Here is a 24,834-nt window from a genome sequence, read left to right as displayed (position 1 = left end):
GATCCTGTACGCCTCGCCCCGGTACGTGTCGCTCCCGTACGCGGTGATCCTGCATGGGCCGTCTCCGTGGACGATGCCCGTTCCGCTGTTCCCTGACGCGGAGCCCGTGAGGGAGGGCCGCGGGCTTCCCGCTCGTCATGCGCCGCCACCTCCCGGGAAGTACGCGCCGCCCGCGCCAGGACCCGCCTGGTGCGGGATGCGCGCGGACCCGTCCGCCAACTCCTGTTCGTACGCCTCCGCTTCGGCTTCCGCCTCCGCCTCCTCTCGCGCGGCCTGCTCGGCCCGCTCGGCGACGACGGTACGGACGGCGTCGAGGACCCCGCGGTAGCCGGAGCAGCGGCAAAGGTTGCCGCAGATCGCCTTGCGGGTCTCCAGCTCGCTCGGCGCGTGGTTGCCCTCCAGCAGATCGTGCACCGTCATGGCGAGGCCGGGCACGCAGAAGCCGCACTGCACGGCCCCGGACTCGGTCAGCGCACGCTGCACGTCGGAGGGCACTCCGTCGACGGCCAGGCCCTCGACCGTGCGGATCTCGCTGCCCGCGGCAGTCGCTGCCGGGACGAGGCAGGAGGCGACGAGCCGGCCGTCGACCTGCACGGAGCAGGCACCGCACTCTCCCTGCGAGCAGCCGTCCTTGGCGCCGGCGAGGCCGAGGCGCTCGCGCAGGACGTAGAGGAGGGATTCGCCGATCCAGGCGTCGGTGACGGGACGGTCGATGCCGTTGACGTGCAGGACGTAGGAGACGTGGGGGTGTTCGCCGCCGAGCTCGGGCGCCAGCTCCACCGGAGGCTCCTCGGAGACCTCGGTGTCGGTGGCCGGTCCCCCGGTCCCGCGCTCCGCGGCCGCGGGATCGCCACCGCGCCGGTCGCCGTTCCCGGAGGGCGTCTCCTCAGCGGGTTCCTCAGGTGCGGGGGCGGGGGCGGCTGCCGGCTGTGCGGCCCAGCTGCCGCCTGCCGCGGTCGCGCCCCGGTCCGCGTCCGGCTGCCCGTCGGCCGCCGGGCCGTCGCTGCCCGAGCCGTCGGTTCCGGGGGAATCCGCGACGACGGCGGGGCCGGACGAAGGTGTGAACGGCAGTCCGGAACGCACGGTCCCCATCGGGCGCCGTGTCTCGGTGTCCTCCGCCTCGTCGGCGTCGTCGGTGGTGGTGCCGGCCGGCGCGGCCGGTTCGTTCGTCTGCGGCGCGGCGGGGTGCGAGGCCGCTCCGTCCTGCGGAGCGGAGGTCCCGGCGCCGGTGTCCGGCACTGCCTCGTGGCCGTCGAAGGGCACCTGCCGCCGTGCGTGCGCCTCTTCCAGGTGCGCGGCGCCCGCGGCGTCCTGCTGACGCTGTCCGGGAGCCCGCTGCGGTGCCGCGGGACCGCTGAACTGCTCGGCAGGTCCTATCGGTTCCGCTTCGCCTGCGGTGACGCCGCCGCCCGTGCCGAGGGGGCGCCGCTGCGTGCGCGCCTCGTGCGAGCCGGCGAGCGCCGCTGCGGCACCCTGGCCCATCCCCGGGGCGGAGCCGTCCGGTCCGTGCTGACCACCCGGCTCGGTGCCCGGGTCGCCGAACGCCGAATGCGCGCCGGGCTGTTGTCCCTGGTGCTGGTACTGGTCCTCGTACTGCTGACCGTACGGAGGCGCATGCCCGCCCGGCGCTCCTGTCCCCTGTCCGAACGGCATGGCCCACTGCCCGGCGAATGCCGGGTCCTCGGCCGCGCCGGGCTGCTCGGCCAGCTGCGGTCCGGCGACCTCGGAGGGGTCGAAGGGCGGCGGCGTGTAGCCGCCCTGGCCCGTGCCGGGCGCGGCCAGCGGTCCCCAGGCCTCCACTCCGGCACCGGGAGGCGGCAGCGGACCGGCGGGCAGCTGGACGAAGGCGGTGGCGTCCTGGTCGGACTCGCCGCCCCAGCCTCCCTGCGGGTACGAGCCGTCCTGCGGATACGACGGATACGGGTGGTCCGACTGCTGTGCCTGCGGCGGCTGTTGGCCGTAGTCGCCGTAGCCCTCGTCGGCGTACTCGTCGTAGCCGCCGTACCCGTCTCCGTACTGCTGCCCGTACCCCTGCCCGTATCCGTATCCCTCGCCCTGCGCGTTGGGATCGTGCGGGCTGCCGTTGCTCATGCGAGCGCCCTCCCGAGTCCTCGGCGGGCCAGTGTTGCCACCGTACGCCGCAAGTGGAAGGCCGCGGGCGGAAGTGCGGGAGCCTCACCGCCCTCTTCGGACGGAGCGGGGTCGGGGATGCACGCCATGGCGACGTAGTCGCCGAAGGCCGCGAGAGCCTCGGGGGCGAGTCCGCGCTGCCCGTCCCAGTCGATCAGGGAGGCGATCCAGCGCTCCGCCTCCAGCGGACGCAGCGGCATGGGCGCCACCGCGCCGACGGCGCAGCGCACGCCGCGCTGCACCGGGTCGAGGACGACGGCGACGGAGGCCATCGCACGACCCGGACCGGTGCGGCCCGTGGCCTTCAGGAAAGTCTGCGGTGCGTGCAGCAGCGGCACGCGGACATGCCCGACGACCTCGCTGGGCCGCAGCATGTCCACGCTCGCGAGCAGATGGCTCACCGGGATCTCGCGCCGTGCGCCCTCCGGGCCCGCGACGACGAGGGTGGCCTCCAGTGCCGCCAGCACCGGCAGGGTGTCGCCGGTCGGGTGGGCGCTGACGACGTTGCCGCCGAGCGTGCCCGCGTTGCGGATCTGGGGCGGCCCCGCGGCGCGCGCGCTCGCCGCCAGCGCGGGGATGAGGGCGGCGAAGTCGGGGCGTCCCATGCGCGCGTGAGTGAGCCCGGCGCCGAGAAGCGCCTCCCCGTCCAGGTACTGCCAGCCGCGGATCTCGCTGATCCTTCCGAGTCCGACGAGGGCGGCGGGGCGGAGGTGGCCGGCGTTGACGCCTGTCATCAGGTCCGTGCCGCCGGCCACCGGCACCGCGGCGGGCACCGCGGAGAGCGCGGCCACGGCCTCGTCGAGCGTGGTGGGCAGCATGACCGACGGCACAGCCTGTGGCGCATGTTGTTCATGCTGTGCTTGCGTGCTCAATCCAGCCGCCCCTTCCCCGGTCGACCCGGCTGCTGAACCCGTACGGTACGTGCTCACCGGCCGGACGAAGCAACTCTGGCACATCTCGGCGGGCAGTCGGACCGGGGGCCCGGTATGGGCTGTTCCGTCAGCTGACATCACCCTCGTCCCCTGTCCGGAACTCGGGCCCGTAATCCCCAGCTCACACGGGCAAGCGATGAATTGCCACCCTCGGGGACTCTTGTGCGGATCACCGATCCTGTGCGGACTTTCGTGCTACGGACCACACTCGCGACATGCGGTTACGCGGAGGTGTCCGCCGGTCCGGCCCGTGGCCCGGTTCGCGGGCGCCCCGCGATGCCCGGGCGGCGCTGCCACGGGTGGGGGCCGCCGGGCGGCCGGAAGGCCACGCCCATCGCCTCCAGTCGCGCGTAGTGGGCGTCCGCCATGCGCCGCTCGAAGTCGGCGAAGTTCCCCCGGGCAAGCGGCGGCGACCAGACGACCTCCGCGAACGCCGCGAGGCGCGGGAAGGTCTGGTAGTCCACGCGCTGCTGGTTCTCGGCGCACTCGGTCCACATGTTGGCCTGGGCGCCGAGCACGTGCCGCTCGTGCGCCGTCCCCGCCAGCTCCGGCGGCACGGGCTCGTACGCGTGGACGTCGCGGAGCGTGCGCACGTAGCCGAGCGGCACCGGCTCGCCCGCGCCGCCGTCCTGCCGGTGGTCCAGGTACAGCTCCTGCTCCGGGCACATCACGACGTCGTGCCCGGCGCGCGCGGCGGCGACTCCGCCGGCCATGCCGCGCCATGAGGAGACGGCGGCGCCCTCGGCGAGGCCTCCCTGAAGGATCTCGTCCCAGCCGATGAGGCGGCGGCCCCGCTCGGTGAGCCAGCGGTCGAAGTGCCTGAAGAACCATGCCTGGAGCGCCTCCGCGGCGGCTTCGCCCGCGGTGACCCCCGGCCCGGGCGGCGAGCCGTCGGGGATCCCCAGCTCGCGCATGCGCGCCCGCGCGAAGGCAGACGCACGCCACTGGTCCTTGGGGCACTCGTCGCCTCCGAGGTGGATGAAGCGGGAGGGGAAGATCTCCAGCACCTCCTCCAGCACGCCCTCGTAGAAGCGCAGCACGTGATCGCCGGGGGCCAGCACGTTGGGACTCACGCCCCAGTCGGTCCACACCTCCAGCGCGGACGTGTCGACGACGTCGGTGTTGCCGAGTTCCGGGTACGCGGCGATCGCGGCTTGCGAGTGGCCCGGGATGTCGATCTCCGGCACGACGGTGATGTGCCGGTCGGCGGCGTACGCGACGATCTCCCGCAGGTCCTCCTGGCTGTACCAGCCGCCGTGTGCCCGCTCGTCCCACAGCGGAGAGCCGCGATGGCCCACGCGGCTGCGGGCGCGGGTGCCGCCCACCTCGGTCAGCCGGGGCCGGCTGCGGATCTCGATGCGCCAGCCCTGGTCGTCGGTGAGGTGCAGATGCAGGACGTTGAGCTTGTGCGCCGCGAGCAGGTCCAGGGTGCGCAGCACGCCGTCCTTGGGGGTGAAGTGCCGTGCCACGTCGAGCATGTAGCCGCGCCACGGGAAGCGCGGACCGTCCTCGACGATCACCGGCGGCACGCGCCAGGTCGCCTCGCCGGGTGCCGTTCGGGCGCGCCGGTACGCCGCGGGACCGAGGAGTTGCCGCAGGGTCTGCGCTCCGAGGAAGACCCCCGCGGGTGCGCCTCCGGTGATGCGAAGGCTGCCGTTGCCCGCCCTGAGCACATAGCCCTCCGGGCCGAACCGGGCGGCGACCGCCTCGTCCGTGCGCAGCACGAGTTCACCGCCGCCGCCGTCCCGTGCCTCGCTCCGGCCGTCCGAGCCGCGCGGCGGGAGCGGGGCGCCCGTGGCCGGCGTGAGCGTGCCGCGCAGCCAGCGGGCCGTGCCGTCCGTGCCGGGCCCGACGTCGAGCGTGGTGTGCGGGCCGAGGACGAAGTCCGGCCCGACACCGTCCTGTTGGGGCGCGACGGAGCGGGGCGCGGGGATCAGATCGGTGTACGGCACGTGCATCGCCTTTCGTCGGCAGGACGCCGGCAGGCCGGTCGCCCGGGTGAGGTCAGTCCTTCACGGCGCCCCCGAGCCCGGAGACCAGGCGGCGGTGCACGAGGAGGAAGAAGACCAGCACGGGCAGGGTCATCACCGTCGACGCGGCCATCACCCCGCCCCAGTCCGGGGTTTCGGTGTCGAAGAAGACCAACAGGGCCATGGGCAGCGTGGAGTTCTCGGTGGCGGAGACGATGAACGACTTGGCGAACAGGAAGTCGTTCCACGTCGAGATGAACGAGAAGACGCTGGTGGCCACGAGTCCGGGAAGTACCAGCGGAAAGAGGATCTGCCACAGGAACCGCGCACGGCTCGCGCCGTCGATCGTGGCCTGCTCCTCCAGCGCTTCCGGTACGGCCTTCACGAATCCGCGCAGCATCCAGACGGCGAACGGCAGTGAGAAGGCCAGGTGCGGAAGTATCAGCGACAGAAGGGAGTTGAGGACTCCCGAATCGCGCATCAGGAAGAACATGGGAATGGTCAGCGCCTCGACCGGCACCATCTGCGCCACCAGGAAAAGGATCAACAGGGTGGTACGGAACCGGAATCGGAAACGCGCCACGGCCGTCGCGGCGAGAAACGCGATCAGGGCCGATGCCACGACGACCGTCCCGGCGACGAGCAGGCTGTTGAGGAAGTAGCGCCCGAAGTCCTGCTGCCCGAAGACGCGGCGGAAGGCATCCAGGGAGGGATTCGGAGTCCAGGGCACAGGATGGGCCGAGCGCACTTCTCCGGCGGGCTTCAGGGCCGAAAGCACCATCCAGTACAGGGGAAAGGCGACGACGAGTGCGACGGCCACCGCCGTGGCCTCAGCGGCGAACCGCCACGCCCTGGTGGCTCGTATTCGCGGACGCAGTGACGTCACAGCTCTTCGCCCCTCCGCCGCAGCAGCCGCAGATACACCAGAGTGACGCCGAGAAGCAGAAGCAGCATCACGACGCCTATCGCCGAACCGAGGCCGTACTGCGAGGACGCGAAGGCCTTCTGATAGGCGTACACATTGAGCACGAGGTTCTGGCCCGCGATGCCGCCGCCGCCCGTCATCACATAGATCTGCGTGAAGATCTTGAAATCCCAGATCACCGACTGGATCGTCACGACGAGCAGAATCGGCCGCAGCATCGGCGTCAGCACGCTGCGCCAGGTGCGCCACTGCGAGGCCCCGTCGAGCGCCGCCGCCTCCAGCACCTCGCCCGGCACGGCCCTGATGCCCGCGTACACGGTCACCATCACCAGCGGGAACGAGCACCACACCACCTCGAGGAAGACGAGCGCGAAGGCGCTCATCCGCCCGTACGTCCAGGAGAAGTCCCCCAGCCCCAGCACCCTGTTGACCGGCCCGAAGTCGGCGTCGAAGAGGAACACCCAGACCGTGGAACCGGTGATGGCAGGGGTCGCCCACGCGCCGAGAGCGGCCGTCGTCAGCAGGAGCCGCGGCAGCGCCCTGACACGAGTGAGCAGCACCGCGAGGGCGCAGCCGGTGGTAATGGTGCCGAGCACGCAGGCCGCGGCGAAGAGCACCGTCGCCAGCAGGACCTGCCGGAACTGGCCGTCGGCGAAGAGTTCGGCGTAGTTGCCGAGACCCCGGAACGACGTGGGCTCACCGCCGCTGACCTGTGCCTGGGTGTACTCCAGGAGCGAGATCAGGCCCAGTTGGCAGACGGGAAAGGCCAGCAGCGCGGTGAGCACCACGAGAGCGGGAGCCAGATACAGCCAGGGCGTGAGGCGCCCCTGCCGTACGGGCGGATCCGGTGGCCGGCGGCCTGCCTGCGGTGGCGCCTCGGCCACGCTCGTCCGAGGCGCCGGGGCGAGGGCGCTCACTCGGCGAACGCCTCGTCCATCTTCCGTGCGGCCTCGCCCGCCGCCCCGTCCACGCCGGATTTCTTCCCGGCGATCTTCTGGAACATCGTCGGAAGTACGAGGGAGGCGTCTATCTCCGCCCACGCGGGTGTCGCCGGCACGAACTCCGTCCCGGCGTCGAGCGTTTCGACGAACGGCTCGACGAACGGCTCCTCCCGGGCCGCCTGTTCGCGCGTATCGGTGAAGGTGGGCAGGAACCCCATGGCGTCGAAGAGCTGTCGCTGCGTGGCCTTTCCGGCCAGTTCCCGCATCAGCTCCACGGCGAGCGTCCGGTGCGAACTGCTCTTCAGTACGCCGATGTTGTTGCCGCCGGCGAAGGCGGGGGCGATGCTGCCGCGTTCGGTGCCGGGCAGCGGCACCACGTCGTAGTCGCCGTCGACCCTTCCGTCCTCCATTGCACGCCGGTTGAAGTCGCCGGCGACGACCATTCCGGCCTTGCCGGCCGCGAAGGCCTCCACGTTGTCGTTGCCGCTCATCTCCGCGCACTTCGCGGCCGGGCAGTTGTCGTCGCCGAACAGGCGTGTGTAGGCGGCGATTCCGCGTCGGGCGCGTGCGCTGTCGACGGCCGCGCGTAAGGTGCCGTCCTTCTTCGTGGCGAGTTCGCCGCCGTGCGCCCAGATGAACGGCAGAGCGCCGTAGGTGTACGCGCCGCCCACCGCGATGCCGTACATGCCGGGCCGCTCCGCGCGTATCCGGCGTGCTGCGGCGGCGACTTCGTCCAGCGTACGTGGCGGTTCGATGCCGAGGTCGCGGAAGACGTCCGTGCGGTAGTAGAGGGCGCGCACGCCGACGAAGAACGGAGCACCGTAGACCTTGCCGCCGACGGTCACCGACTTCCTCGCCGTCGGATCGACCTCGCGTGCCTCCGGCCAGTCGGCGAACTCGGCGCTCACGTCGGCCAGTCCGCCGTCCTCGACGTAGCCGGCGGTGTCGGTGTTGCCGTACTCGATGAGATCGGGCGCCGACGCCGGGTCGTTGAAGGCGCCCTTGATCTTCTCCGCGCGGCTGTCGACGGGGATGTACTGCACGTCGACGCGCACATCGTCGTGGCGCTTCTCGAACTTCCGCACGACGCGGCGTACGACGTCTTCCTTCGGCTTGTTGCCGACCTCACGGAAGAGCCACACCCGCACGGTGCCGCTCTTCTCGTCCTTCTGGGGGCCGCCGCCGGAGGTGGAGGGCGCGCAGCCCGCCAGCAGCGTCCCCGTCAGCGCGAGTGCCGCCAGCGACGCGGCGGTCCGTACGGTCGACTTCACGGCGAGTCCCCCAACCCTCATAGGGCATTGCAGAATTCGCAACGCAAGTTCCGCGTCGCACAACCGCACAGGAGGTTACGAGCCGTCACCCGCCCGGGCAATAGGTCTCGACCAATCCGTTCCCGAGTGCGCCCGGAAGCACGCGCGTAAGCGCACGGAACTGCGCCCGCCCCCGCACACGCCAGCGCGCCCCGTCCGTCCCGGAAAGTGGGACGGACGGGGCGCGCCGTGAGCCTTGCGCGGAAAGCCGGAACGGAGAGCCGACCGGGAACGGAACCACCGGACGGGCCGAACGGTCCTGACAGGAGGGTCAGCGCCGCCGCTCTCGCGCCGGCGCCGGGCAGTTACTTGCCGCCGCCCTTGCCGTCCTTGTCGCCGCCCTTGCCCCCGCCGGAGCTCATCGTCTCGTAGATCTCCTTGCACATGGGACAGACCGGGTACTTCTTCGGATCACGGCCCGGAACCCAGACCTTGCCGCAGAGCGCCACAACGGGAGTCCCGTCCATGGCGCTCGCCATGATCTTGTCCTTCTGGACGTAATGGGCGAACCGTTCGTGGTCGCCGTCTCCGTGCGACGTCTGCGGGGTCGGCTCGACGAGCGTGCCGGTGCCCGTACCGCGCTCAGGCTCAAGAGTGCTCATGCGGACCAAGCCTAATTCAGTGAGGCATCGTCCGGGTATGTGGCCACCATCGCCAGTTCACTGCGCTGCCGCCGCAGGACGGACCGCCACAGACGCTCCGGCGACGGCGAGGAGACATCGCCCGGTTCGGACTCGACGACATACCACGCACCCTCGGACAACTCCTTCTCCAGCTGCCCCGGGCCCCAGCCCGCATACCCGGCGAAGATGCGCAGAGAGCCCAGCTCGGCGGCGAGCAGCTCCGGCGGCGCCTCCAGGTCGACCAGGCCGATCGCACCGTGCACGCGGCGCCACCCCAGCGGCCCGTCACGCCCCTCCTCGCCGGCCGCGCCCGAGGGCCCGCCACCGTCCTGCTCGGCCTCCGGCTGCTCCCCGTCCGCGTGCCCGCCGCCCTGCGACGCGGGGACCACCGCCACGCCCAGCGCGGCGTCCAGCGAGACGGGCCCGCCCTGGAAGACGACGCCGGGCTCCCCGGCGAGCGCGGCCCAGGGCTCCAGGATGTCGCCGACGTCGACGGGCGTGGGGCGGTTGAGCACCACACCGAGCGACCCCTCCGCGTCGTGGTCGAGCAGCAGCACCACGGCACGGTCGAAGTTCGGGTCGGCGAGCACCGGGGTGGCGACCAGCAGCCGCCCGGTGAGCGAGGACACCTCGGTCATGCGGCAATGATCCCGCACGTGGGCCTTCCGTGGGAGCCAACGGCCGGATCCGGAACCCGGGATGGGACGTCTGCCCTGGTCACCAGCCGCGCACCGAATCTCCGCAGATTCCGCGCAAGGGCACCGGCACACCCCCGCACAATCCACCCCGTATGCGCAACCGCGGTCACGGTCCGGACGCGGATCCTCCACACAACGTGATGCTGCTCACTCCGTGCGCGGCCGGTCCCCCTACGGCCCATACGCGCCGCTGAGCCAACACCATTACGATTGTCCTTCGTCCTTGCCCCAGAGCTTCTCCAGGGGCCTGCCGGGCCCACGAGGCCCCGAATCATCTGCCCCGAACCGTCTTCAGGAACGCGGAGATCCATGACCGACGACGTCCTGCTCGTCCACGGCGGCACACCGCTCGATGGCGAGATCCGTGTCCGTGGCGCAAAGAACCTCGTTCCGAAGGCGATGGTCGCCGCGCTGCTGGGAAGCGAGCCGAGCCGGCTCCGCAACGTCCCCGACATCCGCGATGTGCGGGTCGTGCGGGGTCTTCTGCAACTGCACGGCACGACCGTGACCGCCGGCGAGGAGACCGGCGAGCTGGTGCTCGACCCCTCGCACGTCGAGAGCGCGAACGTCGCCGACATCGACGCGCACGCGGGCTCCTCCCGCATCCCGATCCTCTTCTGCGGCCCCCTGCTGCACCGCCTGGGGCACGCCTTCATCCCGGGTCTGGGCGGCTGCGACATCGGCGGCCGTCCCGTCGACTTCCACTTCGACGTGCTGCGCCAGTTCGGCGCGACGATCGAGAAGCGCGCCGACGGCCAGTACCTGGAGGCGCCGCAGCGGCTGCGCGGCACCAAGATCCGCCTGCCGTACCCGTCCGTCGGCTCCACCGAGCAGGTGCTGCTCACCGCGGTCCTCGCGGAGGGCTCCACCGAGCTGAGCAATGCCGCCGTCGAGCCCGAGATCGAGGACCTCATCTGCGTGCTGCAGAAGATGGGCGCGATCATCTCGATGGACACGGACCGCACGATCCGCATCACCGGCGTCGACAAGCTGGGCGGCTACACCCACAGCGCCCTTCCCGACCGCCTCGAGGCCGCCTCGTGGGCGAGCGCGGCGCTCGCCACCGAGGGCCAGGTCTTCGTGCGGGGCGCCAGCCAGCGCGAGATGATGACCTTCCTCAACACCTTCCGGAAGGTCGGCGGCGCCTTCGAGGTCCTCGACGAGGGGATCCGCTTCTGGCACCCGGGCGGCCCGCTGAAGTCCATCGCGCTGGAGACGGACGTGCACCCCGGCTTCCAGACCGACTGGCAGCAGCCGCTGGTCGTCGCCCTCACCCAGGCCACGGGCCTGTCCATCGTCCACGAGACGGTCTACGAGTCCCGACTGGGCTTCACCTCCGCGCTGAACCAGATGGGCGCGCACATCCAGCTCTACCGCGAGTGCCTCGGCGGCTCCGCATGCCGCTTCGGACAGCGCAACTTCCTGCACTCCGCGGTGGTTTCCGGGCCGACGAAGCTGCAGGGCTCGGATCTGATCATTCCCGACCTGCGCGGCGGCTTCTCGTACCTGATCGCGGCGCTCGCCGCCCAGGGCACCTCCCGCGTCCACGGCATCGACCTGATCAACCGCGGCTACGAGAACTTCATGAAGAAGCTCGCGGAACTGGGCGCCAAGGCCGAGCGCCCGTAGCCCGGGGCGGGTATGGCCGCGGCTCCGGCCCGGCTCAAGGCACACGAAGGGCGGTCACCCTCTCGGGGTGACCGCCCTTGTCGTGCGTGGTCCGGGACGGCCGTGAGCCGTGCCGGGCGAGTGGGCCGCTTACTTGCCCTTCGCGGCTTCCTTGAGCTTGGAGCCGGCCGACACCTTCACGCTGTACCCGGCCGGAATCTCGATCGGGTCGCCGGTCTGCGGGTTCCGCGCGGTCCGGGCCGCACGGTGCGTGCGCTCGAAGGTGAGGAAACCCGGGATGGTGACCTTCTCGTCGCCCTTGGAGACGACCTCGCCGATGGTCTCGGCGAGGGCGGCCAGAACGGCGTCGGCGTCCTTACGGGTCACCTCGGCGCGCTCGGAGAGAGCGGCCACCAGCTCACTGCGGTTCATAACTCGTTACTCCCGTGTTCTTCTTGCCGATGAGGCGTGAGATCGAAGCCGATGCTGCCAGGGCCCTCGGACAGTCCCCTGACCAGGGTCTGCTTAGAGACCCTCCCGCCCCTTTGGGGAATCCCCAGGACGAAGTCCCCCGGGAACGAATCCTGCCCCTACGTGCGGCGGGAAAGCCAATCCGGAACGTTCTGACAGCTGCGGAGTCACACGAGCGGCGGCGAAGGCCCCGCTGTGCTGACGCCCCAAGGCTTGTGTCTGCCGCAACCCTAGAGGGGGCGCCGTGACCCTGCACCTCGCGACGCGCCGTGCCGCCACGGGGTGAGCGCCGTCACCCCGGACCGCTCACGGTCCGAGCTCACCAGGCCGTGCGTACCCCCTACGGCCCGTGCAAACCGCCGAGTGGCACGTGACGTGCGCCGCCGACGCATCCGCCGCACCGGCGTGCTCAGTCCACGGGACCGTCCGCCGCGGTGGCGGCCGCCGCCGTCGTCACCGCCGGCGCATGTGTGACAGCCGCCTCACCGGCGGCGCGCGCCGCGTCCCGCACGGCGCCCGCCACGGCTCCGGAGACCTTCTCGTTGAAGACGCTGGGGATGATGTAGTTCGGGTTCAGCTCGTCCTCGAGGACCACGTCCGCGAGCGCCCGCGCCGCCGCGAGCATCATCTCGTCGTTGACGGACCGCGACTGCGCGTCCAGCAGGCCGCGGAAGACGCCGGGGAAGACCAGCACGTTGTTGATCTGGTTCGGGAAGTCGGAGCGGCCCGTGGCGACGACGGAGGCCGTCTCGCGCGCCACCGCCGGGTCGATCTCCGGGTCGGGATTGGCGAGAGCGAACACGATCGCGCCCTCCGCCATGCGCGCCACGTCCTCGCCGCCGAGCACATTGGGCGCGGAGACGCCGATGAAGACGTCCGTGCCGACCACGGCGTCCTTCAAGGTGCCCGTGACGCCTTCGGAGTTGGTGTTCTCCGCGATCCAGCGCAGCGGCGAGCCCTCGGCCTCATCGACGAGGTCCTCGCGCCCGTCGTGCACCACGCCGTGGATGTCGGCGACGATCGCGTGCTTGACGCCCGCCTCCAGCAGCAGCTTCAGGATGGCCGTACCGGCGGCTCCAGCGCCGGACATCACCACGCGGATGTCCTCGATGCGCTTGTCGACGACGCGCAGCGCGTTGTAGAGCGCGGCGAGCACGACGATGGCCGTGCCGTGCTGGTCGTCGTGGAAAACGGGGATGTCGACGAGCTCGCGCAGCCGCGCCTCGATCTCGAAGCAGCGCGGCGCGGAGATGTCCTCGAGGTTGATCCCGGCGAAGCCCGGCGCCAGCGCCCGCACGATCTCCACGATCGCGTCGGTGTCCTGGGTGTCCAGGCAGATCGGCCAGGCGTCGATCCCGGCGAAGCGCTTGAAGAGGGCGGCCTTGCCCTCCATCACCGGCAGCGCGGCCTGCGGGCCGATGTTGCCCAGACCCAGCACCGCCGAGCCGTCCGTGACGACGGCGACGCTGTTGCGCTTGATCGTCAACCGCCGCGCGTCCTCGGGGTGTTCCGCGATCTGCGTGCACACACGGGCCACGCCCGGCGTGTAGATCATGGAGAGATCGTCGCGATTGCGAATGGGGTGCTTCGACGACATCTCGATCTTGCCGCCGAGGTGCATCAGGAACGTACGGTCGGAGACCTTGCCGAGGGCGACGCCCTCGATGCCGCGCAGCTCGGCGACGATCTCGTCGGCGTGCGCCGTGGACGAGGCGGCGATCGTGACGTCGATACGCAGCCGCTCGTGACCCGAGGCGGTGACATCGAGGCCGGTGACCGAACCGCCCGACGACTCCACGACCGTGGTGATCTGGCTGACCGCGGTCCCTCCGGCGGGGACCTCCAGGCGGACAGTCATCGAGTAGGAGACGCTGGGCGCGCTCATTTGCCGACTTCCCTCTGCTTTCCCTTGACGCGTTGCTCCGCACCGAACCGCAGCGCCGAAGTATTGGCGCCCAGGGGTGGGGCACGTCAACAGATCGTCCCACCTACCACCCGGTACGGGGTAACCCGCGGATCACCCCGGCTTCGGGTACGGAAAGAGCCTTCCACAGTACGAGATGCCCGTGATCGGCACTCCTCCGGCCCCTTCTATCGACCCCGGCGCGAAACTCTGTGTCTACGCCCCAAATCACTTCAAAGCGCCCCATCTCAGCCTAGGATCGGCCCGCAAACCCCATATGCATACAGGGAGACCAGGAATGGCTCAGGGCACCGTCAAGTGGTTCAACGCCGAGAAGGGCTACGGCTTCATCGCCCAGGAGGACGGCGGACCGGACGTATTCGTCCACTACAGCTCGATCCACGGAGAGGGCTACCGCAGTCTGCAGGACACCCAGCGGGTCGAATTCGAGATCGCGGAGGGCCGCAAGGGCCCGCAGGCGGAAGGGGTCCGAATCATCGGCTGAAGGCCGAGGACACGAACCCCAACGGAGAGCTTCACAGACGTGGAAGCTCGAGAAGTCTTTGGTGACACCGACCCGCCAGCTCGCCTCGCGGCAAGTGGTCGCTCGAAGCGACAATGGTTGGGCCCGGGGGCATGGATCGGGCCGGTGCCACATCCAGGCTAACAAACAGGCCCAGCGAGCGATTCCCTTCCCGGTGGCGATTCCCGTCAGTCTCTGAGCAGTTCCGGGACACCGTCCGCGTCGGGCAGATCGGGCTCCGCGGACAGCACCGTCAGCCGCTGCGTCGCCCTCGTGAGAGCCACGTAGAGCACGCGCAGCCCGGCCATCGCTCCTCCCCCGCCGGTGGTTCCGGCACCACCCTCACCGTGCTCGTCCCGGGTGGTGCCGGCGATCTCTGCGGGCGAGACCACGAGCGTCGCGTCGTACTCAAGTCCCTTGGCCTCCAGGCTTCCCAGGGCCACGACGCGGTCGCCGAGCCCTGCCAGCCATTCGCGGGCCTCGCCCCTGCGGCCCATCGGCACGACGACGCCCACGGTGCCGTCCACCTCCGCCAGCGCACGCTCCGCCTCCTCGCGCACCGCCGCGCCCAACTCGCCCCGTACGACGGCGAACCGGGGCCGCAGGCCCGTCGAGCGCACCGCCTTCGGGGGCGCCATGCCCGGCATCGCCAGCGCCAGCACCCGGTCCGCGAGCTCCGCGATCTCGGCCGGGTTGCGGTAGTTGACGGTCAGTTCGAAGCGCCGGCGCGGCCGCGCGCCCAGGGCCTCCGTGCGTGCCTCGGCGGCCTCCTCGGTGTCCGGCCACGAGCTCTGGGCCGGGTCGCCGACGACCGTCCAGGTGGCGTGCCGGCCGCGGCGGCCGACCATCCGCCACTGCATGGGCGTCAGATCCTGTGCCTCGTCGACGATGACGTGCGCGTAGTCGGTCCGCTCCTCCGCCTGCAGCTCGGCGCGCTCACGCCGCGAGGTGGGATCGCGGTCGGCGGCCGTCGTCAACTCGTCCAGCCCGGTGAGCTGTTCCATCGGGTCGCCCCAGACCGCGTCCCCGTACGAGGTGTCCGTCTCGCGCCTGCGGGGTTTCGGGGGCGTGCCGAGCAGGACGCGCAGCTCGTCCAGGAGCGCCACGTCGTGCACGGAGAGCGGGCCCTGGCCGTCCTCGTCGAGGCGGCGCAGTGAGGCGGCGACGGCCTTCGCCTCGTCGGCGTCCATCAGGCGGCGGGAACGGCCCCGGCCCGCCGTCCTCGTGCTGCCCTGCCCCGCGGTCCGGCCGGTCCGCGCCGGCCGGGAGGTGGCCCCGGCGATGCGCGCGAGGTTCTCCTCGTCGGCGAGCGAGGCCAGCACGCGGCGGGGCGTCAGCTCCGGCCACCAGGCGTCGAGAAAGGAGACGAAGCCGTCCTCGGAGGAGATGTCCTCGTCGAACCCCTCGCGCGCCTCGGCCTCCAGCTCCGGATCGGTGTACCGGCGTCCTGCCCCCGACTTCTCCCACAGCGCGTCCAGCAGGAACTTGCGGGCACGGGGGCGCATCAGGTTGACGGGCGCGGTGCCGCTGAGCACCTGCTGCCGCACATGGCGCAGCTCGGCGGCGTCCAGCTCGACACGGTTGCGGAAGGCCACGACGCGCAGCACGTCGGGCGCTTCGCCGGTGGCCAGCGAGCTGCGCGCCGCCCTGTGGAGGACCTTCGCCATGCGCGCCGATCCCTTCACGCGGGCGACGTGCTGTTCGTCGTACGTCGCGGCGTCGGCGCCCTCGACCAGCGAGCCGAGCGCCCGGATGGCGACCTGCCCCTCCTCGCCGAGCGAGGGCAGCACGCCCTCCGTGTAGGAGACGAGGAGCGGCGTCGGGCTGACGACGAGGATGCCGCCCGCGTAGCGCCGCCTGTCCTGGTAGAGAAGGTAGGCGGCGCGGTGCAGCGCCACGGCGGTCTTGCCGGTGCCCGGACCGCCCTCGACCTCCGTGACGGACGCGGCGGGCGCGCGGATGACGAGGTCCTGCTCGGCCTGGATGGAGGAGACGATGTCCCGCATCGCGTGGCTGCGGGCCCGCCCGAGCGCGGCCATGAGGGCGCCGTCGCCGATGACGGACAGCTCCCGGCCGTCGAGGCGGGCGGTGAGCTCGGGGCGCAGCAGGTCGTCCTCGACGCCGAGGACCGTGCGGCCCTTGCTGCGGATGACCCGGCGCCGCACGACACGTCCGGGCGCGACGGGCGTCGCGCGGTAGAAGGGCGCGGCGGCGGGTGCGCGCCAGTCGATGACGAGCGGGGTGTAGTCGGCGTCGAGCACGCCCATCCGCCCGACGTGCAGGGTCTCGGCGATGTCGGCCGTTCCGTCGGGGCGCACGGAGCCCTCGGCGGGTTCGATGGACGTGTACGCGCCGTCCGGGCCCCTCTGCGCGTCGGCGCCGGGGAGCAGGTCGATGCGCCCGAAGAGGAAGTCCTCGAACTCGCGGTTCAGCTTGTTGAGGTGCACTCCGGCGCGGAAGACCTGCGCGTCACGCTCCGCCAGCGCTCCAGGGGTACCGACCTGGGCACGCTTCGAGGCGTCGTCCATCAGGAACTCGGCTTCGTGGATCTTCTCCTCGAGCCGGCGGTAGACACCGTCCAGGTGCTCCTGCTCCTCACGGATCTCCCGCTCCCGGACGGAGTCGTGCTGCGCTGCCAACGACGCGGCCCCCTTCTGCTGGTTCAGACCCCTCGGGGCCCGGGGCGAGGACGGATGCCGCGCCTGACCGCGGCCTGCTGCGTCTTCTCGGGCTCGCCCAAGGGCAGCCGTCAACCGTACGCGAACCGCCATCCCGGCGCACCTGCCACGATGCCCGCAGGAGTAACGGGCCGGGAGCCGGGGCAGAACCGTGGCTACCCGGGAAGCCGAGCACACCCTTAAGGACTCACACCATGACTTCACCGCAGAGCTGGGGACAGGCCCACCAGGGGCACGGGGGCGCAGGCCCCGGCTACGGGGAGGAGGGGTGGGAGCCCGCACGGCCGCCGCGCAACGGCATGGGCACGGCCGCCCTCACGCTCGGGCTGATCGGGGCGCTGCTGTTCTGGACGATCCTGGGCGGGGTCGTCCTCGGGCTGCTCGCGCTGATCTTCGGCATAGTCGGCTTCCGGCGCGGCAAGCGGGGCGAGGCCACGAACGGCACCCTCGCCATGGTCGGCGCGGTCATCGGTGCCCTCGCGCTCATCGGCTCGTCGGTCATCCTGGCCCTCGCGGTGTCCTTGGTGGGGTCCGGGGACTACCAGGAATTCCAGGACTGCACGGAGAAGGCGGCCACGACGGCCGAACAGCAGGAGTGCCAGCAGGACTTCATCGACAGCTTCAGCCAGTAGTGACCCGTGGGGCTTCCGGGGCTCAGGGCCCCGCGACGGGCGGCGGCCCGTCGTACTTGCCGCTGTCCGAGGCGGCGTCGAGAGCGAGCCGGTAGCCGCGCTTGACGACGGTCTGGATCAGCTTCGGGGCGCCCAGCCCGACGCGCAGACGTGCCATCGCGGTCTCCACCGCGTGCTCGTCCGTTCCGGAGCCGGGCAGGGCACGCAGCAGCTCGGCCCGTGAGACGACCCAGCCGGGGCGGCGGGCCAGCGACCGCAGCAGCGCCATGCCCGCGGGCTGCACCGTCCGCAGCTCGCCGTCGACGACGACGGCCCGCCCGCGGATCTCGACCCGGTGCCCTGCGACGGGCAACGCCCGCAGCCGGCCCGGCAGTTCGGTGCAGAGCAGCTGTACGAGGGGGCCCAGCCGGAAGCGTTCCGGCTGCACGGTCGGCACGTCGTGGCTCTCCAGCGGCGCCGCCGTCACCGGGCCCACACACGCCGCGAGCACGTCCGTACGCATCGCCTCCAGCAGCGCCTCACGTACACCTCGGCGCTCGGCGCGCTCCAGCAGCGAGGCGGCGGCGGGCGCGCTGGTGAAGGCCAGGGCGTCGACGCCGCGGGCGAGGACCGCGTCGATCAGGCGGTCGACGGGAGCTATGTCCTCGGGCGGCATCCAGCGGTAGACCGGCACACCGACGACCTCCGCGCCCGCCTCCCGCAGCGACTCCACGAAGCCGGGCAGCGGCTCGCCGTGCAACTGCAGCGCGATGCGCCGCCCGTCCACGCCCTGGGCGAGGAGGTGGTCGAGCACTTCGGCCATGGACTCCGACTCCGGCGACCACGCCTCCTTCAGCCCGGCCGCGCGGATGGCGCCGCGCACCTTCGGCCCGCGGGCGAGCACCTCCACCTCGTCCAGGCACTTGAGCAGGTCCGCGCCGACGCCCCAGCCCTCGGCGGCCTCGATCCAGCCGCGGAAGCCGATCGCCGTCGTCGCGATCACGGTGTCGGGGGCGCGCTCGACGAGGGCCTTGGTGGCGTCGAGGAGTTCGCTGTCGTCGGCGAGCGGGACGATGCGCAGCGCCGGCGCGTGCAGCACCTCCGCGCCGCGGCGCTCCAGCAGGGCGCCCAGCTCCTCGGCGCGGCGGGCGGCGGTGACGCCGACGGTGAAGCCGGCGAGCGGCTTCGGCTTCACCTGTTGCTCGTGCTGCGTGCGCGGGGTGACCTGGCCGGACGGTGTGTCCTGCCCGGGTGCGTCCCGCGCCGCAGTGTTCTCTGGCTGCTCCGGCATGTCCTTCTCGCTCCGCCCCTGTTCGTACGGAACACCGAGCCTGTCAACAGCGGATGACGGGCTCGGTGCTCCGGGGTTTCCCGGCTGTTACGCCGGGAGTTCACACCCCTCACACCTCGGCGTATGCGGCGGGCTGCCTCTCCCGGTCCGCCGATGGTGCGGCACGGTCGCCCTCCCGGCCGCCTCGGGGCGCGGCCGGACGCCGCAGATAGACGGCCCAGGTGACCGCGCAGCACACTCCGTAGAAGCCCAGGAAGGTGAGGTATGCCGCTGTTCCTGTCCCCAACGTCTCAAACGACTGCCGGAAGGCCAGATTGATTCCCAGCCCGCCGAGCGCACCGACCGCCCCGATCAGGCCCATGGCAGCGCCCGACAGCCGGCGGGCCTCCGCGGCCGCGGCCTCGCCGCTCCGTCCGTCCGCCACTGCCTTGGCGTGGAATATCGCCGGGATCATCTTGTACGTCGACCCGTTCCCGATGCCGCTCAGCACGAACAGCGCCGTGAAGCCCACGAGGAAGACGGGCAGCGATTCGCGCAGCGAGGCCGCCACGACCACGAGCGTCGCGGCGCCCATCCCGGCGAAGTTCCACAGCGTGATCCGCGCTCCGCCGAAGCGGTCGGCGAGCTGCCCGCCCAGCGGACGTACGAGCGAACCCAGCAGCGGCCCGAGGAAGGTGAGCGAGGCGGCCTGGAGCGGCGTACGGGCGAACTGCGTCTGCAGCACGAGCCCGAAGGCGAAGCTGTAGCCGATGAAGGAGCCGAACGTCCCGATGTAGAGGAAGGACATGATCCAGGTGTGGGCGTCCCGCACCGCCCCCTTGGCGGCCCCGGTGTCGTTGCGCACGGGCGTGAGGTTGTCCATCCAGCGTGCGGAGCAGGCGGCGGCGAGCAGGATCAGCGGGATGTAGATGCCGAGCAGGACGCGTGGATGGCCGGCTCCGGCCGTGGCGATCACCGCGAGACCGGCGAGCTGCACGACCGGTACGCCGATGTTGCCGCCGCCCGCGTTGACGCCGAGGGCCCAGCCCTTGCGGCGCAGCGGGAAGAAGGAGTTGATGTTGGTCATGGAGGAGGCGAAGTTGCCTCCTCCCACACCTGCGAGCAGCGCGACCACCAGGAACGTCGTGTAGGACGTGCCGGGTTCCATGACCACCAGCGCCGCCACGGTCGGCAACAGCAGCATGGCCGCGCTGATGACCGTCCAGTTGCGGCCTCCGAAGCGGGCGACGGCGAAGGTGTAGGGGACCCGGGCCACAGCGCCGACGAGCGTCGCCATGGAGATCAGCAGGAACTTCCCGGCCGGGTCGACTCCGTACTCGGGCCCCATGAACAGCACCAGGACCGACCACAGCGTCCAGACGGAGAAGCCGATGTGCTCGGAGAAGACCGACAGCAGCAGGTTGCGGTGCGCGACGCGTTCGCCGCTCTCTCGCCAGAACGTCTCGTCCTCCGGATCCCAGTGCTCGATCCAGCGGCCCTTCTTGTGCGCGGTCTCGTCGGTGCTGCCGGGCGCAGCGGTCGCATCAGTCATGGCGCCTCCACAGGTTCCGGGTTGCGGTCCGGCGGTGTCAAGATCGGCGTCTCTGCCGGATGTCACTGCCGGATGCTGCGTCCGAAGCTAGGGACGGCGCGTTTCGGTGCCGTGCCGGGAGGTGTCGTACAGGAAACCTTGCGCTCACCTGCCGCGACCGGTGCCGGTGAGCGGTGCGTCAGGTGTCTTCGGCGTGCTGGACCCGCGCGCCTCCGGCTTCGGTGTCCTGGTACGGGGCCACAGCCGCGGCCGTCGCCTGGCGGCCACGTCCTCGGCCCATCCGAAGGCCGCGATCAGCAGTGCCACCAGCGGCCACACGGCCAGGAACATCAGCGCGTCGGACCAGCTCTCCAGCGCGGCCGACAGGGCCTGCGAATCACCGATCGCCGGGATGCGCCACAGCAGGTCGAGCAGAGGAACCGTCGCGACGAGCGCCGGCTGGTGCCACAGATAGAGCGTGACGGCACGGGAGTTGGCCAGCGTGACCGGACGTTCCAGGCGGCCCAGCGGACCGGGCAGGCGGTGCCAGGACGGGCTGACGCGGAGCAGCAGCACACAGAAGCCGAACGACCAGAGGGCCTGGCCGAGCGGGATGTCGTTGAGATCCCAGCCCTCCTCGCCCAGGTGGCCGCTCGCCCACCAGAGGCCTGCGCCCATCACCACGGGAGCCGCGAGGGCCACGGCGTACATGGGGATGCGCCGCAGCAGCCCGTCGTGGTGCGCGAAGCCCAGCAGCCAGCAGGAGCCGTACACGGCGAAGTCGGTAACGGCCTCCCCGGTCTCGCCGGGAACCGTCACGACACCCGTGCCGACGACGGCGGTCAGCGCGAGCGGCGTGAGCAGCGTCACCCACGGCAGCCGCCGGAAGGCGCGCAGCAGCAGCGGCGAGGCCAGCACGAACCACAGGTAGGCCCGCAGGTACCACAGGGGTCCGGCCGTCTCCATCGCCCAAGTGGCGTCCAGCAGACCGCCGTTGCCGCCGATCTCCTCCGGGTACGGCGGGCTGCCCAGCGGCACGATCCAGCACAGCATGCGCAGCCACGCGCCCGCGCCGTGGCCGGGCCGCCACCCCTGTGCGAAGAGCACCGTCAGCAGCACCGCCCCGTACAGCCAGAGCGGCAGCAGCAGCCTGCGCACCCTGCCGCGTACGACGGCGGCCGCGGGCCGTCCCAGTGACCGCGCCATCAGCGAGCCCGCGAGGGCGAACATCACGCCCATGGACGGGAAGAGGAACGTCAGCCAGGCCCAGTTGAAGGTGTGGTAGACGACGACTCGCACCAGGGCGACCGCCCGCAGCAGGTCCAGATAGCGGTCCCGTGCGGGCGGCGCACCCGCGGGCGCACGAGCCGGCGATCGACCCGAGGAGGTGGCCGCGGGGGAGGATTCCGTGGCCGGGCGGGTTGTCATCCGACGGTGCTCTTCTCTCTGGCCCCCGTCACGCCGCCGGTCCGCGGGTCGTGCGCGGACATGGCGTGCGCGCCGGGCGCGGAGTTCAACAGGCCCGTACGGCGCAGCTTCTGCCAGCCCAGCCGCCCGCCCGTGAGCGCGGTGATCCAGGACTGCATCAGCACGACGTACATCAACTGCCGGTACATCAACTGCTGGAGGGGCAGAGTCAGCAGCGGGGTCAGGCGCTCGCCGTCCAGCCGGAACGCGTACGCCGCGCACGCACCCTGGACGAGCAGCACGACCAGCCAGGCTTCCAGCGTCCGCATCGCAGGCCCGAAGACCAGCCCGTAGACGAGGAAGACGTCTATCAGCGGCGCGAGCATGGGCGCGATCACCGTGAACATCGTCACGAGCGGCAGCCCGACCCGGCCGAAGCGTCCCGACGGGCCGCGGTCCAGCACCGCCCGGCGGTGCTTCCAGATCGCCTGCATGGTGCCGTAGCTCCAGCGGTAGCGCTGCGACCACAGCTGCTTCACGGTCTCCGGCGCCTCGGTCCAGGCCCGCGCTCGCTCGGCGTACACGATGTGCCAGCCGTCGCGGTGCAGCGCCATCGTCACGTCGGTGTCCTCGGCCAGCGTGTCGTCGCTCATGCCGCCGACGCGTTGCAGCGCCGTACGCCGGAACGCACCGACGGCGCCGGGGATCGTCGGCATGCAGCGCAGCACGTCGTACATGCGGCGGTCGAGGTTGAAGCCCATCACGTACTCGATGTGCTGCCATGCCCCGATCAGCTTGCGGCGGTTGCCGACCTTCGCGTTGCCGGCGACGGCGCCGACGCGCGGATCGGCGAAGGGCTGGACGAGTTCCCGCACGGTCGAGGGCTCGAAGACGGTGTCACCGTCCATCATCACGACGATCTCGAACGTGGCATGCCTCAGGCCGGTGTTGAGGGCGACGGACTTGCCGGAGTTGGCCTGGCGCAGCACGCGGACACCGGGCAGGCCGAGCGCTTCCACGATCTCGGGGGTGCCGTCCGTGGAGCCGTCGTCGATGACGATCACCTCGACGGGATGGTCGCTCGCCGCGAGGGAGAGCACGGTGTTGGCGATGCACTCTCGCTCGTTGTACGCGGGCACGATCACCGTGACGGGCTCCGTGACAGGCGGCCCCCGCCCTGCAGCGGCCTCCGGCTCGCCTCTCCCCGGCCGGCGGCGCCTGACGCGGCGGACGTGCACGGACGACAGAGCGATCATCAGCACGAACCGCCCGAGGACGAGGACACCGGCCACGACCAGCGACACGATGAGCACGCCGATGACGTTGTCGGAGACGCCCACCGCCGCGACGAAGGCACGGCTCTTCCACAGGTCGACCCCGCGCACGGCGGTGTGCGGGCTCGGAGCGCCCAACGCCTCGGTCAGGCGCGGGAATTGGTACCCCTGTGCCTCGAACTGCGGCAGCATCCGGTCCAGTGCGGCCACCGTCTGCGAACGGTTGCCGCCCGAGTCGTGCATCAGCACGATCGCGCCTTTGCCCGGCTCCGGGGTGGAGCGGCGCACGATCTCGTCGACGCCCGGACGTGCCCAGTCCTCGCTGTCGGTGTCGATGAACGCGGTGATGTAGCCGCGTTTCGCGATCTCGCGGGTGACGGGCCACGACTTGTTGTCGAGCGCGTCTGCGGTGGAGGAGTACGGCGGCCGGAACAGCGACGTGTGCACGCCCGCCGCGCCCGCCAACGCGAGCTGGCTCTGGGCGAGTTCACGGTGGATGCGCGAAGAGGACTGGTAGGACAGGTCGGGGTGGTTGAAGGTGTGCAGCCCCACCTCGTGCCCCTCGTCGACCATCCGCCGCACCAGGTCCGGATAGCGGGAGGTCATGGTGCCGGTGACGAAGAAGACGGCGTGCGCGTCGTATTGGGCGAGCTTGTCGAGGATCTTCGGCGTCCACTCCGGGTCGGGGCCGTCGTCGAAGGTCAGCACGATCTTGTGGTCGGGCACGCGGTAGCTGACGGGCTCGGAACCGCGTGCGTCGAGAACGGGTCCTCCCGTGAGGACCTTCTCCGGTACGGCGTCGGTGGCGGCCGGGGGCCGTACCCGGTGGTCGGCGAGGAACTCGCTGTGCACGTAGCCGCGCAGCAGCATCATCACCGAGACGACGACGAGCAGAACGGCCGGCAGGAGGTAGCGCAGCGGCAGCCGCGTCCGCCGGGGACGTGCGGGCGCCTGTGTCACTCGGCACCCGCCGCCACGGTGCTGCTCGGACCGCCGAGGATCCCGCCGAGGAGGCCGGAGAGTCCGCCCTCCGACTGGGAATCGGGGGACCCCGACGGATCGGCTGTGGGGGTCGGCGAGCCGGTGGTGCCGCCTTCCGTGGGCTCGGTGGACGGTTCCGTCGGCACGGCTCCGCCGGTGCTGCCACCGGTGCCGCCGGCGCTGCCCGAACCGGGCGCACTCCCACCGGTGTTGCCCTTGCTCGTGCCTCCGGAGTCGGCAAAGGTGCCGCTGCGCGCGGTCTTCGCCTTGACGCCCGTCCCCGCGGCGGCACGATCCGCAGGCGACGCCTCGGGCGAAGTCACGGGCGAGCGTGCGCTGTTGGGGTCCGACGGGTTGTCCGTCGGGGAGGCGTAGGCGCCCGGCTCGCCCAGGCGGGCCCCGTCGGCCCAGGGGGCCTTCGTCTGCGACTCGCCCCGTTCGGGGACAACCCTCGCGGCCCGGTCGTCCGCTCCTGGTATCAGCACCCCCCAGGGCGCCTCGGAGTGTCCGCCGATCACGGTCACCGCCACGACCAGCGCATACCCCCCGCCGATGGCCCCCATCGCCAAACCGAGCCGGCGCCAGGTACGGCGGCGCCCTCCGCTGCTGTCCACAAATACCGGTCCAGCGCCACTGTCCCGGGGCCGCTCTGGCTGTTCACCCATGTCACTTCACGCGCGCCTCCCACGATGGTGAGCACGCCCCCTCCTTGTTGAAGGAGAAAATGTATCGCAAATGTGAAGGCATAAATGTGACTAGTTGGTCTTTTTACTGATTATTGGACACTGCTGTGACAACACGGTGACATGCCGTTGTCAACCCATGCGGCCCGAGGGGAGCACGGGGCACCCTCAGCGCGCTCATCCAGGCCCCCCGGGGCAAGACGCAGTCGTACCCGCACGCCTCCAACTCGCCCCCGACTGAACGGACTTGCACCGAAGGGAACCGCCGCCGGCCATCTCGTCCCCCCTCGTGCGCCGGGGCGACGAGGGCATTGCGCCGCATCATGACGTCGCACCCGTGCTGTTACAGGAATAGTGTTTAGCGG

At 71.4% G+C, this 24,834-nt stretch carries 19 protein-coding genes; 3 read left to right on the top strand and 16 right to left on the bottom strand.

The window, feature by feature from the left end; translation table 11 throughout:
- Window positions 1–135 precede the first annotated feature (135 nt).
- The 8 genes from G4Z16_RS32650 to G4Z16_RS21885 all read right to left on the bottom strand — a co-directional run bounded on the left by G4Z16_RS32650 (window position 136) and on the right by G4Z16_RS21885 (window position 9,469).
- On the bottom strand, window positions 136–2,091 hold the full coding sequence (locus G4Z16_RS32650) for a 2Fe-2S iron-sulfur cluster-binding protein (protein ID WP_246530989.1): 1,956 nt from the start codon (window positions 2,089–2,091) through the stop codon (window positions 136–138).
- Window positions 2,088–2,948 carry an FAD binding domain-containing protein gene (locus G4Z16_RS21915; RefSeq protein ID WP_246530988.1) on the bottom strand — a complete coding sequence of 287 codons (861 nt, stop codon included), beginning with the start codon at window positions 2,946–2,948 and terminating at the stop codon, window positions 2,088–2,090. The genes G4Z16_RS32650 and G4Z16_RS21915 overlap by 4 nt, the downstream gene beginning before the upstream one ends.
- 335 nt (window positions 2,949–3,283) lie before the next feature.
- Window positions 3,284–5,020: a beta-N-acetylhexosaminidase gene (locus G4Z16_RS21910; RefSeq protein WP_197352402.1), complete on the bottom strand. Its 1,737-nt coding sequence runs from the start codon at window positions 5,018–5,020 to the stop codon at window positions 3,284–3,286.
- A 46-nt stretch (window positions 5,021–5,066) separates the two neighbouring features.
- On the bottom strand, window positions 5,067–5,909 hold the full coding sequence (locus tag G4Z16_RS21905) for a carbohydrate ABC transporter permease (protein ID WP_425508176.1): 843 nt from the start codon (window positions 5,907–5,909) through the stop codon (window positions 5,067–5,069).
- Between the two features lie 5 nt (window positions 5,910–5,914).
- Window positions 5,915–6,841, bottom strand: coding sequence for a carbohydrate ABC transporter permease (locus G4Z16_RS21900; protein WP_246531341.1), 927 nt, complete (start codon window positions 6,839–6,841; stop codon window positions 5,915–5,917).
- A 29-nt stretch (window positions 6,842–6,870) separates the two neighbouring features.
- The gene (locus G4Z16_RS21895) at window positions 6,871–8,169 is read right to left on the bottom strand and encodes an extracellular solute-binding protein (protein ID WP_246530986.1); all 1,299 of its coding nucleotides are present in this window, start codon (window positions 8,167–8,169) and stop codon (window positions 6,871–6,873) included.
- A gap of 344 nt (window positions 8,170–8,513) precedes the next feature.
- Window positions 8,514–8,810 (bottom strand): DUF3039 domain-containing protein, encoded by a 297-nt coding sequence (locus G4Z16_RS21890; protein ID WP_197352398.1) that lies wholly within the window; start codon window positions 8,808–8,810, stop codon window positions 8,514–8,516.
- A gap of 11 nt (window positions 8,811–8,821) precedes the next feature.
- A complete protein-coding gene (locus tag G4Z16_RS21885; RefSeq protein ID WP_197352397.1) occupies window positions 8,822–9,469 on the bottom strand; it encodes a YqgE/AlgH family protein in 648 nt (215 codons plus the stop codon).
- Between the two features lie 369 nt (window positions 9,470–9,838).
- Between G4Z16_RS21885 and murA the strand changes: the two genes are divergently transcribed.
- Window positions 9,839–11,158 (top strand): UDP-N-acetylglucosamine 1-carboxyvinyltransferase, encoded by a 1,320-nt coding sequence (murA, locus tag G4Z16_RS21880; protein ID WP_197352396.1) that lies wholly within the window; start codon window positions 9,839–9,841, stop codon window positions 11,156–11,158.
- Between the two features lie 129 nt (window positions 11,159–11,287).
- Here murA and G4Z16_RS21875 read toward each other — a convergent pair whose 3' ends face one another.
- Both G4Z16_RS21875 and G4Z16_RS21870 read right to left on the bottom strand, forming a co-directional pair.
- On the bottom strand, window positions 11,288–11,569 hold the full coding sequence (locus tag G4Z16_RS21875) for an HU family DNA-binding protein (protein WP_028436141.1): 282 nt from the start codon (window positions 11,567–11,569) through the stop codon (window positions 11,288–11,290).
- A 448-nt stretch (window positions 11,570–12,017) separates the two neighbouring features.
- Window positions 12,018–13,493 (bottom strand): NAD-dependent malic enzyme, encoded by a 1,476-nt coding sequence (locus G4Z16_RS21870; RefSeq protein WP_197352395.1) that lies wholly within the window; start codon window positions 13,491–13,493, stop codon window positions 12,018–12,020.
- 316 nt (window positions 13,494–13,809) lie between these two features.
- On the opposite strand from G4Z16_RS21870, the gene G4Z16_RS21865 reads away from it, so the two are divergent.
- Window positions 13,810–14,016 (top strand): cold-shock protein, encoded by a 207-nt coding sequence (locus G4Z16_RS21865; protein ID WP_028433118.1) that lies wholly within the window; start codon window positions 13,810–13,812, stop codon window positions 14,014–14,016.
- A 206-nt stretch (window positions 14,017–14,222) separates the two neighbouring features.
- Here the strand turns inward: G4Z16_RS21865 and G4Z16_RS21860 are convergent, their stop codons facing one another.
- On the bottom strand, window positions 14,223–16,673 hold the full coding sequence (locus G4Z16_RS21860; protein WP_246530985.1) for a HelD family protein: 2,451 nt from the start codon (window positions 16,671–16,673) through the stop codon (window positions 14,223–14,225).
- Between the two features lie 233 nt (window positions 16,674–16,906).
- Here G4Z16_RS21860 and G4Z16_RS21855 point away from each other — a divergent pair, with 233 nt between their 5' ends.
- Window positions 16,907–17,344 carry a DUF4190 domain-containing protein gene (locus tag G4Z16_RS21855; protein WP_197352393.1) on the top strand — a complete coding sequence of 146 codons (438 nt, stop codon included), beginning with the start codon at window positions 16,907–16,909 and terminating at the stop codon, window positions 17,342–17,344.
- A gap of 22 nt (window positions 17,345–17,366) precedes the next feature.
- On the opposite strand, the gene G4Z16_RS21850 is transcribed toward G4Z16_RS21855, so the two are convergent.
- The 5 genes from G4Z16_RS21850 to G4Z16_RS21830 form a co-directional block, all read right to left on the bottom strand.
- Entirely contained in the window at window positions 17,367–18,614 is a 1,248-nt protein-coding gene (locus tag G4Z16_RS21850; RefSeq protein ID WP_197352392.1) for a uroporphyrinogen-III synthase, read from the bottom strand.
- Between the two features lie 109 nt (window positions 18,615–18,723).
- Window positions 18,724–20,145, bottom strand: coding sequence for an MFS transporter (locus G4Z16_RS21845; RefSeq protein ID WP_197352391.1), 1,422 nt, complete (start codon window positions 20,143–20,145; stop codon window positions 18,724–18,726).
- 144 nt (window positions 20,146–20,289) lie between these two features.
- Window positions 20,290–21,552 (bottom strand): acyltransferase family protein, encoded by a 1,263-nt coding sequence (locus G4Z16_RS21840; RefSeq protein ID WP_197352390.1) that lies wholly within the window; start codon window positions 21,550–21,552, stop codon window positions 20,290–20,292.
- Entirely contained in the window at window positions 21,549–23,765 is a 2,217-nt protein-coding gene (locus G4Z16_RS21835) for a bifunctional polysaccharide deacetylase/glycosyltransferase family 2 protein (protein WP_425508102.1), read from the bottom strand. The genes G4Z16_RS21840 and G4Z16_RS21835 overlap by 4 nt, the downstream gene beginning before the upstream one ends.
- Complete coding sequence (locus G4Z16_RS21830) at window positions 23,762–24,400, bottom strand: hypothetical protein (RefSeq protein ID WP_197352389.1); 639 nt, start codon at window positions 24,398–24,400, stop codon at window positions 23,762–23,764. Before G4Z16_RS21830 ends, G4Z16_RS21835 begins: the two co-directional genes overlap by 4 nt.
- Between the last annotated feature and the right edge of the window lie 434 nt (window positions 24,401–24,834).

Origin of the sequence: Streptomyces bathyalis (genome assembly GCF_015910445.1) — a bacterium.
Classification (GTDB): domain Bacteria; phylum Actinomycetota; class Actinomycetes; order Streptomycetales; family Streptomycetaceae; genus Streptomyces; species Streptomyces bathyalis.
This window is presented reverse-complemented; position numbering and strand designations above follow the sequence as displayed.